The 16771-nt window shown below is 66.1% G+C and carries 15 protein-coding genes; 7 read left to right on the forward strand and 8 right to left on the reverse strand.

What is annotated here, in order from left to right; translation table 11 throughout:
- Positions 1-25 precede the first annotated feature (25 nt).
- From H6717_39950 to H6717_39960, 3 genes are all read left to right on the forward strand, one after another.
- Positions 26-1069 carry a hypothetical protein gene (locus H6717_39950; protein MCB9583275.1) on the forward strand — a complete coding sequence of 348 codons (1044 nt, stop codon included), beginning with the start codon at positions 26-28 and terminating at the stop codon, positions 1067-1069.
- A gap of 14 nt (positions 1070-1083) precedes the next feature.
- The gene (locus tag H6717_39955) at positions 1084-2304 is read left to right on the forward strand and encodes a putative metal-binding motif-containing protein (protein ID MCB9583276.1); all 1221 of its coding nucleotides are present in this window, start codon (positions 1084-1086) and stop codon (positions 2302-2304) included.
- 81 nt (positions 2305-2385) lie between these two features.
- Complete coding sequence (locus tag H6717_39960; GenBank protein MCB9583277.1) at positions 2386-3582, forward strand: putative metal-binding motif-containing protein; 1197 nt, start codon at positions 2386-2388, stop codon at positions 3580-3582.
- Between the two features lie 27 nt (positions 3583-3609).
- On the opposite strand, the gene H6717_39965 is transcribed toward H6717_39960, so the two are convergent.
- Positions 3610-4446: a 1-acyl-sn-glycerol-3-phosphate acyltransferase gene (locus H6717_39965; GenBank protein MCB9583278.1), complete on the reverse strand. Its 837-nt coding sequence runs from the start codon at positions 4444-4446 to the stop codon at positions 3610-3612.
- Positions 4443-5252: an SseB family protein gene (locus H6717_39970; GenBank protein ID MCB9583279.1), complete on the reverse strand. Its 810-nt coding sequence runs from the start codon at positions 5250-5252 to the stop codon at positions 4443-4445. Before H6717_39970 ends, H6717_39965 begins: the two co-directional genes overlap by 4 nt.
- A 78-nt stretch (positions 5253-5330) precedes the next feature.
- Between H6717_39970 and pip the strand changes: the two genes are divergently transcribed.
- Complete coding sequence (pip, locus tag H6717_39975) at positions 5331-6287, forward strand: prolyl aminopeptidase (protein ID MCB9583280.1); 957 nt, start codon at positions 5331-5333, stop codon at positions 6285-6287.
- Here pip and H6717_39980 read toward each other — a convergent pair.
- The 6 genes from H6717_39980 to H6717_40005 all read right to left on the reverse strand — a co-directional run bounded on the left by H6717_39980 (position 6284) and on the right by H6717_40005 (position 14363).
- On the reverse strand, positions 6284-7414 hold the full coding sequence (locus tag H6717_39980) for a radical SAM protein (GenBank protein MCB9583281.1): 1131 nt from the start codon (positions 7412-7414) through the stop codon (positions 6284-6286). The genes pip and H6717_39980 overlap by 4 nt on opposite strands.
- Before the next feature lie 77 nt (positions 7415-7491).
- A complete protein-coding gene (locus H6717_39985) occupies positions 7492-8175 on the reverse strand; it encodes an OmpA family protein (protein ID MCB9583282.1) in 684 nt (227 codons plus the stop codon).
- Between the two features lie 2 nt (positions 8176-8177).
- The gene (locus H6717_39990) at positions 8178-8552 is read right to left on the reverse strand and encodes a hypothetical protein (protein MCB9583283.1); all 375 of its coding nucleotides are present in this window, start codon (positions 8550-8552) and stop codon (positions 8178-8180) included.
- A gap of 75 nt (positions 8553-8627) precedes the next feature.
- Positions 8628-9056 carry a hypothetical protein gene (locus H6717_39995; GenBank protein MCB9583284.1) on the reverse strand — a complete coding sequence of 143 codons (429 nt, stop codon included), beginning with the start codon at positions 9054-9056 and terminating at the stop codon, positions 8628-8630.
- Positions 9057-9091: 35 nt separating this feature from the next.
- Positions 9092-10393, reverse strand: a complete 1302-nt coding sequence (locus H6717_40000; GenBank protein ID MCB9583285.1) for a radical SAM protein — start codon at positions 10391-10393, stop codon at positions 9092-9094.
- 1177 nt (positions 10394-11570) lie between these two features.
- A complete protein-coding gene (locus H6717_40005; GenBank protein MCB9583286.1) occupies positions 11571-14363 on the reverse strand; it encodes a hypothetical protein in 2793 nt (930 codons plus the stop codon).
- A 120-nt stretch (positions 14364-14483) separates the two neighbouring features.
- Here H6717_40005 and H6717_40010 point away from each other — a divergent pair, with 120 nt between their 5' ends.
- From H6717_40010 to H6717_40020, 3 genes are all read left to right on the forward strand, one after another.
- Complete coding sequence (locus tag H6717_40010; GenBank protein ID MCB9583287.1) at positions 14484-14975, forward strand: YkgJ family cysteine cluster protein; 492 nt, start codon at positions 14484-14486, stop codon at positions 14973-14975.
- A gap of 30 nt (positions 14976-15005) precedes the next feature.
- Positions 15006-16433 carry an aldehyde dehydrogenase family protein gene (locus tag H6717_40015; GenBank protein MCB9583288.1) on the forward strand — a complete coding sequence of 476 codons (1428 nt, stop codon included), beginning with the start codon at positions 15006-15008 and terminating at the stop codon, positions 16431-16433.
- Between the two features lie 91 nt (positions 16434-16524).
- The gene (locus tag H6717_40020; GenBank protein ID MCB9583289.1) at positions 16525-16761 is read left to right on the forward strand and encodes a hypothetical protein; all 237 of its coding nucleotides are present in this window, start codon (positions 16525-16527) and stop codon (positions 16759-16761) included.
- The last annotated feature ends 10 nt before the right edge of the window (positions 16762-16771 follow it).

The following is a 16771-nucleotide window of genomic DNA, read 5'->3' on the forward strand; positions in this document are numbered from 1 at the left end:
CCTTGTGCTAGCATTCGCGGCCGAGATGATGGGGCAAACCACCTTTCGGCGAGCGCTTTCCATTGGCGCGCTTTCGGCATTCATGTTGGTCGCATCCGGGGCTGGGGCACAGACCGATGCGGAGCGCGCGGGCGCACGGGCCGCGGCCAGCGAGGGTCTGAAGGCCTTCAAGGCGGGAGACTACGCCAAGGCCGTGGACCTGTTCAGCCGGGCGCAGTCCCTCGTCGATGCGCCGCCACACCTTCTGTACATCGCTCGCAGCCAAGAGAAGCTCGGGCATCTGGTGAAGGCGCACGAAGCCTACGTGAAGATCACGCGCGAGAAGCTGACCCCGGATGCGCCAGATGCGTTTCGCGACGCGATGGAGAAAGCGCAGACGGAGCTCAAAGCGCTGGAGCCGCGGCTGCCCTACTTGACGATCAGCGTGACCGGCGATGGCGCGGATGGCGCCGTGGTCACCATGGACGGCAAAGAGGTGCCCAAGGCGCTGGTGGGTGTGCCTGCTCCGGTGGATCCCGGCAAGCACGAGCTTCAAGCGACCGGTGACGGTGTGCAGAGCGACCTCGCGACGATCACGTTGGCCGAGAGCGCCAGGGAGACGGTGAAGCTGAACTTGGCGCCCGCGCCCGGCGCCACGGTGCCGGGAGGGACGCCCGGAGCGGAGCCGAACGGATCGGAGCCGGCGGGCACGCCGCCCACTACCGAGCCGACCCACGACAAGGGCGGCCTGAGCGGGATGCGCATCGGTGCCTACGCCGCGCTGGGTGTGGGCGTCGTGGGGTTGGGCGCCGGGACGTTCTTCGCGCTGCGCTCCAAGAGCAAGCGGGACGACGCCAACGCGTTGTGCACGAGCGCCGGCTGCCCCGCCGACAAGAAGTCGGAGATCGAGGACTTGGACAGCGCGGCGGACAGCGCCAAGACCAACGCCACCATCGGTTTCATCGTGGGCGGCGTGGGCGTTGCCGCAGGCGTGACGCTGCTCGTCCTCGACATGACCCAGAAGAAGGATCAAGCTGGGATACAGCCTTGGGTTGGGCTCGGCTCGGCGGGGGTCGCGGGCCGCTTTTAGTAGGGAGGAACCTCATGTCGCTTCGCCGCACGTCTTTGGCCGCTCTCACGTTGGTGGCGCTCGCGCCTGTGGCTTCGGTGGCCTGCGGCAGCGCGCAGGATCGGAACTACATCGAGACGGACGCCAGCTTGGGAGGCGGGTCTGGGACTGGGGGCGGCAATACCGGCGGGAGCGCGGGGAGCAGCACCGGTGGGAACGCGGGGAGCAGCACCGGCGGGAGCGCGGGAACGGGAGGCATCACCGACGGCGGCATTCCCGACGGCGCCGTTGGATGTAGCTCGCCGGCGGACTGCGACGACGGCGACGAATGCAGCGGCGTGGAGACCTGTACCAACGGCTTCTGTCAGTTCGGCACGCCGAAGAAGGATGGCGATCCGTGTGCATCCCCGGATGGTGGCGCCTGGAAGTGCTTTCTGGGTGCGTGCACCAAGAACTGCACGGCCGACAAAGACTGTGACGACGGCAACGTGTGCACGGGCACCGAGATCTGCCTCCAAGGTTCTGGAACCTGCGCAACGGGGACGCCGCTCTCGTGCGACGACAACGACGACTGCACCACCAACGAGTGCGATCCGGAGAAGGGCTGCTTCTATCCGGTCATCGACAACGACGGCGACGGCCAGGCGTCCACTTCCATCGGCGCGTGCGGCAAGGACTGCGACGACAACGACAAGACCATCTACGACGGCGCCGCGGAGCTGTGTGATGGCAAGGACAACAACTGCAACGGCCAGAAGGACGAGCTGGCGCCCACCTGGTACGTGGACTGCGATGCCGATAGCTTCGCGCCGAACCTGTCTGGCTCGGTGCAGGGCTGTGACAAGCCCACTCAGGCGAGCGCTTCGTGCAACGGAGTGAAGGGCGCCACGTGGACCGCCAAGGCGCCCGGAAAGGGCGCTACGGACTGCTGGGACCTGGACGCCGACGCGCATCCGTACACGGCGGCAAATGACTCCCAAGCCTTCCATACCGTCGGCATTGCCGGAGCGCCGGTGAGTGTGGACTTCGACTACAACTGCGACGGCAAGGAAGAGCAGCGCTACACCACCACAGGCATTAGCAGTGCAGCGCCCTGCACGTGGGTGGTCTCGGGTGGATTCGGGCAGTGCACCGGCCCCTACGGTTGGACCAGCAGCGTTGCGCCCGCTTGCGGCAAGTCCGCAACGTATACGAGCTGCAGCAGTCTGCTCGGGTGCAGCCGAGCAACTGGGTCCAGAACGCAAGAGTGCCGCTGACCCCTTCTGCCGCTCGACAATCCGGGGGAGTCGGAGCAAGCTCAAGGGTCGTATCGACTCCTTTAGCTTGGGAAGGATCACATGTCGTCTTACCGCACGTCTCTGGCTCTCTTGTCTCTGGTCGCACTCGTTCCCACGCTGTCCGTCGCCTGCGGTAGCTCCGAGGATCGGAAGTTCGTAGAGACTGACGCGTCCGCCGGTGGCTCGGGCGGAGGGAACACAGGCGGCGCTGCCGGCAGTACTGGCGGTGCCGCGGGGAGCACCGGCGGTAGCGCGGGAAGCGGCGGGGCGATACCGGATGGCGGCACGCCATGCACGTCACCGACGGAATGCGACGACGGCGAGGAGTGCAACGGAACGGAGACCTGCGCCAGCGGGTTCTGTCAGCCAGGCACCGCGAAGAAGGACGGCGACGCGTGTACCTCTGAGGATGGCGGCGCGAAGGTGTGCTTCGGTGGTCAGTGCGTTCAGAAGTGCACCGAGGACAAGGAGTGCGACGACAACGACGTCTGCACCGGGACCGAGGTGTGTCTGAAGGGCCAAGGGATCTGCGCTACAGGTACGCCGCTGGCTTGCGACGACAACGATGCGTGCACCAACAACGAATGCGATCCGCTGACCGGTTGCTACTACCCGGTGATCGACAACGATGGCGACGGGCAAGCGTCTACGTCACTCGGCTCGTGCGGCAAGGACTGCGACGACAGCGACAAGACCGTGTACGACGGCGCGGCGGAGCTGTGTGACGGCAAGGACAACAACTGCAACGGCCAGAAGGACGAGTTCGCTCCCACCTGGTACGTGGACTGTGACGGAGACGGCTTTGCGCCCAACACTTCCGGCGCGGTTCAGAACTGCGACAAGCCGACACAGCCCAGCGCATCGTGCAACGGTCTAGCCGGCGCGACATGGACGGCCAAGGTGCCCGGTGCTGGCACCTCCGACTGCTGGGACAAGGATGCGGACGCGCATCCTTACACCGCAGCCGACAACAACAACGCGTTTCAAGATCACGCGATCGCTGGTGCACCCGTCGGTGTTGACTTCGACTACAACTGCGACGGTACGGAAGAACCCCGCTATACGACGGCCGGTGTGAGCTCAACGGGCGGCTGCGCCTACATCAACAACATCTGTGGCGTGTTCTCTCCCGCCGGTTGGACCAGCACGAAGCCACCGGCATGTGGACAAACGGGCACCTACTCATCCTGCTCCTACAACAAGACGACCAAGGTTTGCGGCCGCTTGAACCTTCCCCGGAAACAAGAGTGTCGTTGACGTGACGTCTGCCGCGGCGGACCAACATCAATCGGAAGAAGACGCGCGTAGGCGCTTCTCTTCCTGACCCAGCTCGCCGATCACCTCGAGGCACCGCTCCGCGATGGCCTTGTAGGTGCGCGGCGAGCCGTTCTTGTCGAGCAGGTCGCCGAAGTCGACCGGCTCTCCGAAGACGATGTGGATGTCCTTGCCGGTTCCGTCGAAGTTGCTCAGCACCTGGCGCGGCAAGTCGTTGATGAGGCCGTTGATGAACACCGGCAGCACGGTGGCGCGCGAAGCGTGAATCACGCGCCCCACTCCGGGTTGGGCGGGCAGGAACGTGTAGGGGTCGTCGTCCTTCTTGCGCGTGCCTTCGGGATGGATGCCCACGAAGGTGCCGCCTTGGCGCACGAGCCAGGCCAGCTCCTCCAAGCTCAGCAGATTGAGCGCAGCGCGCTTCCGGTCTCGGAAGATGGGCGGGTACATGGCGAAGAAGCTCATGATCCCGTTCACGAAGAAGCCCGCCGGCGTGTCGTAGAAGAAGTTCGAGCGCACCGGAAACAGGATGCGGTGCTCGAGACCGTTCCGCACCAGGTGGCCAGTGACCACGTACAGATCGAAGAAGCTCCGGTGGTTCGAGACCAGGATGTAGCTCTTGTCGGGCGAAAGCGGCGGCAACCGCTCGAGGCCGTGCACGTGGCGCAGGTGCTTGGTGAAGTGGTGGATCCAGGTGGAGCCCACCACGCGCTGCAGCGTGCGCAACGTGTGGTCCATGCGGCCCGGCTCGAAGGTCTTGCCGATCCAGCGGATTTGAGCGCGCTCCAAAGCGCTCAGTCGATCCCCCGCTGCCGAGATCAGGTCGGGACGACCTTTCTGCGATGTCATTCCGGGCGTTCGAATATCACGTCGATGTAGCCGGGGGGAGGCAGAGCGTCTTTCACGGCTTCGATGATGAGCTGAGCGATGTCACCGAGCTCTTCGTCCGGACGTGTGGTGATCACGCGCAGCGTGGGATGCGGCTCCACGTCCCGCTCCGGGTTGAACGTGCGGGCAAGTGTGTAACCCGTTACGCCCTCCTGCTTGGCGAGACAGGCCTCGATGGCGCTGACCAGCTCCGCGGGATGCTCGTCACCGGGGTCGGCCTCCAGCGTCTCCTCGAAGTCCTGCTCCGGGATGGCGTTGACGTAGCCCACCAGCGGCACCGCGGTGCCGGCCAAGATGCTGGCGAGCTCCGAGCGCCGGAGCATGAGCTCGGACTCGTCCATCGGGTTCAGCACCACGCCCAGGACGTTCTCTTCGTCCACCACGTCCAGCGCCATCTCCAGCGCCACGCGCGCGGGCACGGTGGCGTACTCCAGCGCCTCGCCGTCCGTCTCCCAACCGAGCTGATCCACCAGCGGCTCGAGCAGATCCGCCCGGGTGAACAGGGCGCAATACAGCTTGCCCTCTTCGTCCACCAGCATCTGCGGGGACAGACGGAAGCCCTCGTCCACCTCGAGCTCTTCCCCGTGCTCCGCATCGGGGACCGAGTGCAAGAGCGGGATCAGGATGGTGCCCGCGTCCAACATGCGCACCAGTACGTCCACGTCACGCCGAAAGCCCCGCCGCGCGGTTTCCACCGCGATGGTCAGATCGTTCGGATCTCCGTGGCCATTTCCATTGCTGCCGTTGCTCTGGCCGTTCTCGGTCATGGTCGCGGAGGCCGTAGCACGGGGTGGGCGGACGCGTCGAGGCTCGACGCGCGCGATGGAGCCTGCGAAGGTCGGGACATGACCGAGCGGCGCACCCTTTACCCCGAGATCGAGCCCTATCGAAGCGGCAGGCTCGCCGTTTCCGACGTGCACGAGCTGTACTTCGAGGAGAGCGGCAACCCCGACGGCAAGCCCGCGGTGTTCCTCCACGGTGGCCCGGGCGGCGGTACCGATCCGAAGCAACGGCGCTTCTTCGATCCTGCGCGCTATCGCATCGTGCTCTTCGACCAGCGCGGTTGCGGCAAGAGCACGCCCCACGCGAGCTTGGAAGACAACACCACCTGGAGCCTGGTGAGCGACATCGAGAAGCTGCGCGAGCACCTCGGCATCGAGCGTTGGCAGGTGTTCGGCGGTTCTTGGGGCAGCACCCTGGCGCTGGCCTACGCGGAGAAGCACCCCGAGCGCGTGACGGAGCTGGTGCTCCGCGGCATCTTCCTGCTGCGCGAATACGAGCTCCGCTGGTTCTATCAAGAAGGCACCAGCTACCTGTTCCCGGATGCCTTCGAGAAGTACCTTGCGGCCATTCCTCCGGAGGAGCGCGGTGATCTCCGCGCTGCGTATCACCGTCGCCTTACCGGGGACGATCCCGAAGAGCGTCAGCGCGCCGCGCGCGCCTGGAGCGTTTGGGAAGCCTCCACCAGCTTCTTGCTACCGAACCCGGAGCACGTGGAGCACGCCGGCGAGGACGACTTCAGCTTGGCCTTCGCGCGCATCGAGGCCCACTATTTCCATAATCGAGGCTTCTTCAGCCACGAGAACCAGCTGTTGGACGACGCTGCCAAGCTCGAAAACATCCCCGGCGTGATCGTGCATGGTCGCTACGACGTGGTGTGTCCGCTGAAGAACGCGTGGGAGCTGTCCAAGGTGTGGCCCAAGGGTGAGCTCCGCATCGTGCCGGACGCCGGTCACTCCGCCTTCGAGCCAGGCAACGTCCACGAGCTGATCCTCGCGACGGACCACTTCGCTTCCGTTTAGGTTTGTTGGCTCGCCGCGGGAACGGCCTCGACAAGCAGCTCGAAGGACGCGCGATCGAAGGGTTTGCCAGGCGGCGGGCTGCGACGGACCACGCGCTCGCGCAAGCCCTGATCCGCAAGGCTGAGCGCGCGGTGATGGCAGTATGGATTATTGCCAGGACGACCGAACAGCGAGTCCGCCGTCCAGGTGCAGCCGCCTCCACAGGTGTCGGCGTAGTAACAATCCTTGCAGAAGCCCCACAGCTCGGAAGCCGAGCGGGTGCGCAGCTCTTGCAGCGTGACGGCGCGTTCCCAGATGTCGGTGAGCGATGCGGAGCGGACGTTGCCGGCACTCCAGCGCTCCGTGCGCAGGGAGGGGCAACCCTTGACGGTGCCATCGGCTTCGATGCCCAGCGTGAAGCTGCCCGCGCCGCAGCCGAGGGAGTGCGAGCACGGTAGCTCGGCGCGCAGCACTTCCTCGAAGGGGCCGAAGTAGCCGACGTTGTTGCCCGTCGAGATACGAATGCCCTGCGCGCGCGCCCGCGACACTTCGCGCGCGAGAATTGGAAATGCGTCGAGCAGCTCGTAGGGCTGCAGCAGCACCTCCGGTTGGTCCGCGGCGCGACCCATGGGTACGGTCAGCGCGAACTGCCACGCGTACACGTCCTCCCGAATCATCGTGTCTACCAGCGCTGGCAGCGTCGGGATGGTCACGCGGTTCAGCTGCGTGTTGACGGACACGCCGAGGCCCGCGCTTCGGAAATGGCGGACGGCCTCCACGGCGCGCTGGAACGAGCTGGGCGAGCGACGCAGAGCATCGTGAGCAGCGGCATCGCCATCGAGGCTCACCGCAACGGCTTGTAGCCCCGCCGCGCTGGCCTTCACCGCGCTCGCTCTGGTCACACCGCGGCCCCCCGTCACCATGTTGCAGCGCATGCCGGCTTGGCGGATGGCGCGGATGATGTCCAGCCAATCGTCGCGCAGGTAGGCCTCGCCGCCAATCAAGCTCACTTCGCGCACGCCCAGCGCTGCCAAGGCGGAGACGACATCCAGACATTCCGCGGTAGTGAGCTCGTCGGGGCGCGCCGCACCTGCGCGCGAGCCGCAGTGGGCGCAGGCGGTGTCGCACCGGAGGGTGAGCTCCCACACGGCATGGCGCGGTCGCGTGGCGCGATCGATGGCTCGCGAAGCCGCAAGGCCTGCGAGGGGGAGATGGACACGCGCCGTCAGGGATCGCCTCCCGAGAGGATCTGGAATTGGACGCGGCGGTTGGCCGGGTTGGGGGGCGGAGCAGTGGGCCAGTCCTTGCCAAGGGATTTGACCGTCAAACGTTCTGCCGCCACGCCGCGCCTCACCAGCTCCGCTCGAACCGCCTGCGCGCGCGCCTCTGCGAACTTGGGCGACTCGCCCTCGTCCGAGTGGCCTTGAATCTCGACTTGCATCTTGGGGTACTTCGCGAGCAGTTCCGCGATGGCGTCCAAGGTGGGCGCCTGAGCGGCGACGACGTTCGCGGAGTAGGGCGGAAAGGTCACCGACTTGGTGATCTTGATGGCGGTTGCGCTGTAGATCGCGATGACGTTCCTCGGCAGAGCGTCAGGAGCTTCCGCTTCCGGTCCTGCGTCGGCCGTTGGCGCTTCCGGCGGGGCTCGGACTTCGGTCGCCTCACGGCTGGGCGCCGGCGGCGGCGCGACGTTCGTCGGCCCGCCGCCAGAGGCGCAGGCGACGGCTCCCACGCCTCCCAGCGTGAGCTTCCACGCGAGCTGGGCCGCACGCCCGAAGCGCTGATCCGGAAGCTCGTCGCCGCGAAGGTCGCTGCTTGCGAGATCGCGATCGCAGAACGGACACCGTAGCTCGGCCACGCGCACGTGGCGGCGACACTCCGGGCAAGGGGCGTAGGGTGATCGCGGCATGTCTACGGCATTGGCGGTGCGCCGTAGATCGGCTGCGAAGCAGCGGTGCCGCCGTTGCCGCTCGCGCCCGCCATCCCCGCCGTGCCTCCGCTGCCGGCAGCGCCGGCTTGACCTGCGTCGCCCGCAGCGCTGCCGCTCCCTGCGACGCCTCCGCCGGTGCCGCCGCTACCGCTGCTGTCGTCCGAGCCGCAGCCCAAGATCGTGGCGCCGGCGATGGCAGCGCCGAAGGCGAACAACGCCGTGCGCCCCAGGCGGCCGCAAGGCATGGGCCGCGCGGGTGTTGCGGACAGGTCGAGGGCGACGCCGCAGAACGGACACTCGCTCTCACCTGATCGCACGTGGCGATCACACGCGGGACAGGGAACCAGGTGACTCATCGAGCTTCACCCCCAGCTTGTTGGTTCGGCGCGCTGGCCGCGCGGACGTCGATCGCGCGGCCAGCGTACTGCGCGTCACGGAAACGGAGGTGCGCCATAGAGCGGCTGCAGACCGGCGGCGCCACCGTTACCGCTGGCGCCCGCCATTCCCGCGGTGCCGCCGCTGCCTGCGGCGCCGGCTTGGCCGCCGCCGCCGGCAGCGCCACCGCTGCCCGCACTGCCGGCCATGCCACCGCTACCCGCGGTGCCGCCGCCGGTGCCACCGCTACCCGCGGTGCCGCCGCCGGTGCCACCGGAACCGGACGTACCCGCGGTGCCCGCGCTTCCACCGCTCCCGCTGCTGTCGTCGGAGCCGCAGCCGACCATGGTGGCGCCGGCGATGGCGGCGCCGAAGGCGAACAACGCTGCGCGTCCGAGACGGCCGCGGGGCATGGCTCGCGCCGGCACGGCGGACAGCTCGAGGCCGGCGCCACAGAACGGACACTCGCTCTCGCGAGACCGCACGTGCCGGTCGCATTCGGGACAAGGAACCAGATGACTCATCGCACACTCTCCTCGCTTTCGTCGTCTTCCACGATCAGATCGAAGGCGCCGTGATCGAACGGCTCGCCCGGTGCAGAGGCCTTCTGCACCAGTCGCTCTCGCTTGCCCTGCCGCTTCATCTCCAACGCACGGTGATGGCAGTAGGGGTTATTGCCAGGGCGACCGAACAGGGAGAACCCCGTCCAGGTGCAGCCCGCGCGACACTCGTCGGCGTAGTAGCAAGTGCGGCAATAGCCCCACAGGTCGTCCACCGTGCGGCTACGCGTGTAGCGGAGGGGCTCCGCGCGCTCCCAGATGTCCTGGAGCTTGTCGTCACGGATGTTGCCGCCCGTCCAGGCTCCGGTCTGCAGCGACGGGCAGCCCTTGATGGCGCCGTCCGCTTCGATGCCCAGCGTGGAGCGGCCCGCGCCGCAGCCCGCCATGTGGCCCTTGGGCGTCGTCCCCCGAAGCACGGACTCGTAGGGGCCAAAGTAGCCCAGGTTGTTGCCAGGCCAGATGCGCACGCCGAGCTCGTCCGCGCGTTCTTTGAGCTTTGCGAGCAGCGGAAACAGCTCGAGCAGATCGTAGGGTTGGAGCAGCACGTCGGGCTCGTCTGCGGCGCGACCCATGGCCACCGTGAGCTGCAGCTGCCAGCTGTGGACTCCCGCCGCGCCGATCGTCTCGAGCACCTCCGGGAGCTCCGGCATGCTGAGGCGATTGATCTGCGTGTTGGTGGACACCTTCACGCCCGCGCTCCGCAGGTTCTTCAGTGCATCCAGCGCCGAGCGATAGGAGCCGGTGACACCCCGCAGGCGATCGTGCGTCGCTTCGGCGCCGTCGATGGAGATGCTCGCGCTCATCAAGCCCGCGGCCGCAGCCGCTTCAGCACGCTCGGGCGTCACGCCGCGACCGCCGGTGGTCATCGTCGCTTGCATGCCGCGCCCGCGGATGGCGGCCAGGATCTCGACCCAGTCTTCGCGCAGGTAGGCTTCGCCGCCTATGATGGTGACCTCTTGCACGCCGAGGTCCGCCATCTGGTTCACGAGATCCAGGCACTCCGCCGTGGACAGCTCTTCCGGCCGGGCGTGACCCGCGCGAGAGCCGCAGTGACGGCAGGCGAGATCACAGGCGAGGGTGATCTCCCAGACGGCGTACAGCGGGCGCCACTCGCGATCGACGGGGCGCACCGCTTCCGCCAGCGGAAGGCGCCGGCGCGGCGGCTTCGCGACCGGCGCGATGGGCAGCTGCCGCGGCCGCGGCTCGCGCAGCGCGCGAGCCCGTTCGTCCGGCGTCAGTGGGTCCGGGCCTCGATCGACCATGGCCCGACCAGATTAGCAATCGCCGGGCCAGAGATGACAATCGTCATCATTCGTTGGATAGCTCAGTATCTTCGCTACGTTACGTTGTGGGTCCGATGTGCCAGCGCCCAATCCCTCTGACACACTGTGATCCCGCCGCCCCTTGCTACTGGCAGATCCCGTCCGTGTTGCAGCTCTGGCCCGTTGGGCAGTCGCCCACGATGTTTGCTCGACATGCCTTCAAGCATGCGCCACCGACCGGGTCGCATTTGCCTTGGAACTTCGAGCCATCGTACGCGCAGAGGGGATTGGGCGCCGCGCAGGGGTCCCCAAGCTGTGCCGAATCTCCGAAGGCCGACGGTAGACACACAAAGGGGCCGCAACCGAAGTCTGTGGGACAGTCCGGAGTCAGCGCCCAGAAGTCACAAGTTTCTAGGCAGGTGTCCAGGCAGATGGCTCCGGCCTCGCAGTCACTCTTTGTGATGTCGGTGAACGCCAGACCGTTCGGAATGTTCGTACAAGGGTCGCCGACCTTTGTTGAACCCGCGTCGATGCAGAAGCCAGTGCCATCGTCAGATCCGGCCGCGATGCAAGTCTGGCCTGAAGGGCAGGGGAACTCTGGGATCTTGCACTTGGTGTAGCAGGCGCCTTGGGTCAGCTGGGGGTCCTGGTGAACGCAGATTTGACCGCCTAGACAAGCCTTCGTGTCAGAGCATTGGAATGCGGAGCACGTGTGCGTCGCGGGATCGCATATGAACTTGCTTGTGTCGCCACAGTCCTGTGCGCCAACACAGCTCGGCCCAGCATCAACGCCGCCTTCGCTTCCTCCCAAGCCGCCGTTGCCCGAAGCGCCGCCGATCCCTGCGAAGCCGCCGCTACTGGCTCCGCCAGTCGCGGCTCCACTCGAGCCGCCCAGACCACCGTCTGCTCCACCTGAACTCGTTCCCGCGCCGCCGCCCGTACCTGCTCCTGCGGCTCCACCTTTCGCTGAGTTGGAAGGTTGGAACTCGTCGCTGCTGCAGCTGGGTACTAGCCACAAGAGTGCCGCTCCGATCACGCTCCCCCGGACTATCAAGTGTTGCATGCGTTGACGCTACACTCGTGCGACAGGTTCTGCCAGTTGGTTGCGCGAGGTTCCCCTCCTTCGAGGGTTCCGAAGCGGCTCGCGCCGAACCAACCAACAAATGTAAAGGGGGAGCTACTGGATGACGACGAAGTTCTTGTTGGTCTCGTCGTAGGCCCAGAGCTTCTTGGCGACGCGGTCGAAGGCGAGGCCGTAGGTGCTGGTGGCGCTGGAGTAGCCGGTGAGGACGTCGCTGTAGGGCGTGGCGCCCGCGGGATCGCAGACGAAGTACACCTCGCCCGTGCCCGTCTTGAAATACAGGTAGTCGGCGGTGCCATCGTTGTTGGTGTCGTCGGCAATGACGTCGTTGTGCAAGGTGGACAGATCCCAGGCGTCGGTGATCAACGTGACCACGCCGGTGGTGCGGTTCACGCGGATCAAGCGATCGAGATCGGCGCAGGCCATGTAGTAGTAGGTGTCGTCCATGGCGAGGCCGCTGCAGTAGCGCTCGTTCTTCACCTTGAGGGCAACGGAAACGGTGCCCGGAATCGTGGTGGGGGCCGCGTCCATGCTCCACAGCTCGGTGTCCGTGCCAACCGTGTACTCGTTGGTGGCCATGGTGATCTTGCCCTTGTAGGAGACGATGGACTCCAGGTAGTCCGACGGCGAACCGAGGAAATCTCCGAAGTCCGTCAGGTTCCAGCTGCTTCCGCCGTCGTTCGTGATGCGGAACAGCTGACCCGAAGAGCCGGAGCTCTTGGACTCCAGCGTGAACACGTTCTGGCCGTCCACCAGCATGGTGTAGCCGAGCTGGCTGGAGGTGAGGCCCGCGTCCACGTACAGGTCCTGGGCGGTGCCGCCGGCCTTGGGTACGCGGAAGAGATCGATGTAGCCACCGATGTACACCCAACCGTTCGGCTGGTCGTCCACGCCCATGTAGTACTCGGTGAAGGACGTGCTGATGCCGGTGGGGATGGTGCTGGTGGTGGTGCCGATCATCCCGTTCTGGCCCGGTGTGCACGGCGGCACGATCACGTCGAAGGCCCAGGTGGGCTGAGCCACCGGGTTCTTGCAGGTCGCGTCCACGATGCCCGTGAAGCTCACGGTCACGTGCTCTCCGGCCTTGAAGGCGGTAGCGGCCACGGTGAGCGTCTTGTTGCCGTTGGAGAAGCTCACGGCGCTGGGGCTGGTGGACAGATCGAGATTCAGGCTGGTGCCCTTGTCGCCGGTGGCCTTGAGCACGCCCGTGGTGGTGTCGATGGCGGCGTCGAAGTCGACCACCAACTTGGGCGCCAGGGTGTTGGTGGTGGAGCCGTTGGTTGGGCTCACCGGCGTGGCCGTACCAGAGAACGTGGCGCAGTTGAGCTCCGTGAGGGTCACGTTCAGTGGGTTGGAAAGCGGAGCCGTGCCACTGGTCGTATCCGCGATGTAGATGTAGACGGGCTTGCCGTTGGAGACCGGCACGCTGCCGCCCATGGTGTCCAGCGTGTACTCCGACACGCAGGCGAGCTCCGGCACCAACGTGCCGCAGGCGCCGTCCGTGGCCAGCGCCACCCAACGGTTGTTGGCGGGCTTGTCGAAGGAGAAGTCGATGCTGCCGTCGAAGCTGGGCTGATAGACCAACACCACGTCCGGCCCATCCACGGTGTAGAGGTCCGCGCACTGGGGCGTGACGGTGAGGTGATCGTTCTTGGTGGCCGTCCAAGCAATGCTGTGGGTGCCCGCGGTGATCGGGATCGCCGTGCCGCAATCTTCACCGGTGGCGGGAGCCGTTTGGCACGAAGCCGTGCTGCCGTTCGCGACGCAGGTCTGACCGAAGGGGCAGGTGGTGTCCTTTTCCCACTGCTGGCAGGTGTTCGGCTTCAGCGTGCACACCTGTACCTCGTTGAAGAGGCATTGCTTGGCGCCGACGGTGGGGCATACGTCGAAGCAGTTCGCGACGCACGCCGCAGTGCTCCCCGTGGTCTCGCAGATCTTGCCTTGGGACGGACAGTTCTGTCCGGTCACCCAGTCCAGACAGCCATTGCTCTGCTTGGTGCAGGTGGTGACGGAGCCGGCCACGCAGCTCTGGGCGCCTTCCGTTGCGCATTGATTGGAGCAGCTTCCGCTGCAGATGGCGGCGGTGCCCTGGGCGACGCACACCTGTCCGGAGCTGGTGCAGTCTTGCGTGGTGCTCCAACCCAGACAGCCGTTGCTACCCTTCGCGCAGGTCTGGATCACGTTGCCGCTGCATTGATAGTCGCCGGCATTCGGGCACTGATCCGTGCAGCCCGCTTGGCATACCGCCGTACCGCTCGCGAGCTGGCAGGTCTCGTCGTTGGGCTTGCAGTCCTTGCCCGTCGCCCAATCCAGGCAGCCGTCGCTGCCCATGGTGCAGGTCTCGATCACGTCACCGTTGCACTGGGTGGTGCCCGCCTTGGGGCACTGATCGGTGCAGCTCTGGACGCATTGAGCCTTGCCGCCGGCGTCGCTGCAGGTTTGGTTCAGCGTGGCGCAGTTGGTGAGCGACACCCACAAGTGGCAACCGCTGGAGGCGAGGTTGCACTTCTGCGTGACGTCGCCCTTGCAGCGCTCTTCGCCATCGGTGCACTCGTCCTTGCAGCAGGCGTCGGTGTTCACCGTGCAGTCCGGGTTGCAGCTCACTCCGCCGCCCACGAAGCCTTGCTCCACGCAGTCGTGGCCGTAGAGATTCTGGCCGTCGCAGGCTTCGCCACTCTCCACGATGCCGTTGCCGCAGCTGCCGCATTGCCCACCCTGACAGCTGGTGCAGTCGCTGGGACAGCTGGTGATGGTCTCACCGGCCTCGCAGATCCCGTTGCCGCAACCCGGCAGCATGCCGCCAGGTGTGGTGGTGTCGTCTGCTGCCGCACATCCAACCACCATCGAGAGCGCAAGCCAGAGCGCTGCGAAGAGTGTCGCCTTCTTCATGGAATCCTCCAGTTCAGCGAGTCCCGTCACACCTCGCTGAGGGCGGCGGCCACGTACCAGCGGATCTCGAGGGAGTCAATTTGGCCCGCGGGCCGGCCTCCGTCGCGGTAGACCCACGACGTGCATTTGAAGGTTCTTCACGCCGAAGTGGACGCGGAAGCACAGGCGTTGGCAGCCCGCCACGCCTCCCGCCTTCATTGCCGCCAAGGCTGCTCGGCCTGCTGCACCGACGATCTCACGGTGTTGGAGGTCGAGGCCCGCAGGATCCGCGAAGCCAACACCACGCTGCTGCAGAACGAGCAGCCGGCACCGGCGGGGCGGTGCGCGTTCCTCGATGCCGAGGGCGCGTGTCGCATCTACCAAGATCGGCCCTACGTGTGTCGCACCCAGGGGCTGCCGCTGCGCTTTCTGAGCGAGGACGAGGACGGAGAAATCGTGGAGGAGCGCGACATCTGTCCGGAAAACGCTGCGGGTCCAGCCCTCGAAAGCATGGACGAAGCGGAGCTCTGGCTGATCGGACCTCGGGAGGAGCAGCTGGTGGAGCTCCAGCTACGGGAGCACGGCGAGCTTCGGCGGATTCCGTTACGACAGCTATTTCGGCAGCGCGGGTGACGGCTGTGAAAAATGCTTTAGGATCCGGCCATGACGCTCTCAGTCGACACCACGCAAGCCAAGCCCGCCGCATCCTCTCGCCACGCGAGTGACGAGGAGATCGTCGCTCTGGTGCAGCGCATGCGTTCGACCTTCGAGTCGGGCGTGACGCGCTCGGCGGAGTGGCGCATGCGGGAGCTCAAGCAGCTGGAGCGTCTCATCAGCGACAACGAAGCCGAAATCACCGAAGCGCTGCACGCGGATCTCGGCAAGTGCCACTTCGAGGCGTTCATCGGCGAGACGGGCTTCATGCTGGGGGACGTCAAGCACGCCATCAAGAACGTCCGCCGCTGGATGAAGCCCAAGCGGGTGAAGGCTCCGCTCACGGTGCAGCCCGCGAAGGCCGTGGTTCACAGCGAACCGCTCGGCGTCGTGCTCATCATCGCCCCGTGGAACTACCCGTTCCAGCTCGCGCTTTCCCCGTTGGTGGGCGCCATCTCCGCGGGCAACACTGCGATTATCAAGCCTAGCGAGGTGGCCCCGGCAACCAGCGCAGTGATCGCCAAGTTGGTTCCGCGCTATCTCGACCGCGACGCGATCGCCGTGGTGGAGGGCGGAGTTCCGGAGACGACGACGTTGCTCGCGCAGCGCTTCGATCACATCTTCTACACGGGCAACGGCACCGTGGGGCGCATCGTGATGGAGGCCGCAGCCAAACACCTCACGCCGGTCACGCTGGAGCTTGGTGGCAAGAGCCCCTGCATCGTGGACCGCGAAGTGGATCTGGACGTGGCGGCGCGACGCATCGTGTGGGGCAAGTTCTTCAACGCCGGCCAAACTTGCGTGGCTCCCGACTACATCTTGGTGCACGAGAGCATGCAGCAGCGCTTGCTGGACAAGCTCGACGAGACGATCAAGCAGTTCTACGGCGCGGATCCCCAGGCCAGCTCGGATTACGCACGTATCGTGAACGAGCGCCACCACGACCGCCTCACGAAGCTCTTGGACAGCGGCGAGGTCGTCAGCGGTGGCAAGGCGGACAAGAAGAACCGCTACATCGCGCCCACGGTGCTGCGGGACGTACCGGCTACCGCTCCCGTGATGGCGGACGAGATCTTCGGGCCCATCTTGCCGGTGCTTTCCGTCAAGGACATCGAAGAGGCCATCCGATTCATCAACGACCGCCCGAAGCCGTTGGCGCTGTACGTGTTCACCAAGGACAAGGACGTTGCCGAGCGCGTGCTGGGGCAGACCAGCTCCGGCGGTGCCTGCGTGAACGACTGCGTCACTCACCTGGCTCCACCGGACTTGCCCTTCGGTGGCGTGGGTGCGAGCGGCATGGGCGCGTATCACGGCAAGACCAGCTTCGATACCTTCACCCACAAGAAGAGCGTGCTCGACAAGGGCTCCATGGATCCGCCGCTGCGCTATCCGCCCTACACCGACGACAAGCTCAAGTGGGTGAAGCGACTGTCCTGAGGCAAGCGGGGTCAGCGGGGCAGAACGCCGCGCCAAGAAGTGCGAATTCCCCGAGAATTCGCCTGGCATACAGCGTGCTCGATAGTCCTGTATGCAACGAACACTCGTGGCCGTCTGCGCCGGCGTCCTGCTGGCGTCCATCGCACCGTTGGCTGCTGCCAAGAAGCCGCCTCACGACCGTCCCCGCGTCGTCGAGCTCATCGGGCTCGGCATGCACGTGTTCGTGGACGGAGTCGAACTGGTTCAGTTCGACTCTCCCGTGCTGGATGACCTGCGGGCGAAACCCGATGTTCACAAGCGCGGCGTGACGCTGGGGCTCAGGTTCTGATGGGCTCGCC

The sequence above is a fragment of the Polyangiaceae bacterium genome, assembly GCA_020633235.1.
In the GTDB taxonomy this organism is placed as follows: domain Bacteria; phylum Myxococcota_A; class Polyangia; order Polyangiales; family Polyangiaceae; genus JACKEA01.

Excerpts from the sequence above, each read along its gene's own strand:
- H6717_39950 (MCB9583275.1), top strand. The coding sequence starts at position 26 with ATGATGGGGCAAACCACCTTTCGGCGAGCGCTTTCCATTGGCGCGCTT.
- H6717_39955 (MCB9583276.1), top strand. The coding sequence starts at position 1,084 with ATGTCGCTTCGCCGCACGTCTTTGGCCGCTCTCACGTTGGTGGCGCTC.
- H6717_39960 (MCB9583277.1), top strand. The coding sequence starts at position 2,386 with ATGTCGTCTTACCGCACGTCTCTGGCTCTCTTGTCTCTGGTCGCACTC.
- H6717_39965 (MCB9583278.1), bottom strand. The coding sequence starts at position 4,446 with ATGACATCGCAGAAAGGTCGTCCCGACCTGATCTCGGCAGCGGGGGAT.
- H6717_39970 (MCB9583279.1), bottom strand. The coding sequence starts at position 5,252 with ATGACCGAGAACGGCCAGAGCAACGGCAGCAATGGAAATGGCCACGGA.
- pip (MCB9583280.1), top strand. The coding sequence starts at position 5,331 with ATGACCGAGCGGCGCACCCTTTACCCCGAGATCGAGCCCTATCGAAGC.
- H6717_39985 (MCB9583282.1), bottom strand. The coding sequence starts at position 8,175 with ATGCCGCGATCACCCTACGCCCCTTGCCCGGAGTGTCGCCGCCACGTG.
- H6717_39990 (MCB9583283.1), bottom strand. The coding sequence starts at position 8,552 with ATGAGTCACCTGGTTCCCTGTCCCGCGTGTGATCGCCACGTGCGATCA.
- H6717_40000 (MCB9583285.1), bottom strand. The coding sequence starts at position 10,393 with ATGGTCGATCGAGGCCCGGACCCACTGACGCCGGACGAACGGGCTCGC.
- H6717_40005 (MCB9583286.1), bottom strand. The coding sequence starts at position 14,363 with ATGAAGAAGGCGACACTCTTCGCAGCGCTCTGGCTTGCGCTCTCGATG.
- H6717_40015 (MCB9583288.1), top strand. The coding sequence starts at position 15,006 with ATGACGCTCTCAGTCGACACCACGCAAGCCAAGCCCGCCGCATCCTCT.
- H6717_40020 (MCB9583289.1), top strand. The coding sequence starts at position 16,525 with ATGCAACGAACACTCGTGGCCGTCTGCGCCGGCGTCCTGCTGGCGTCC.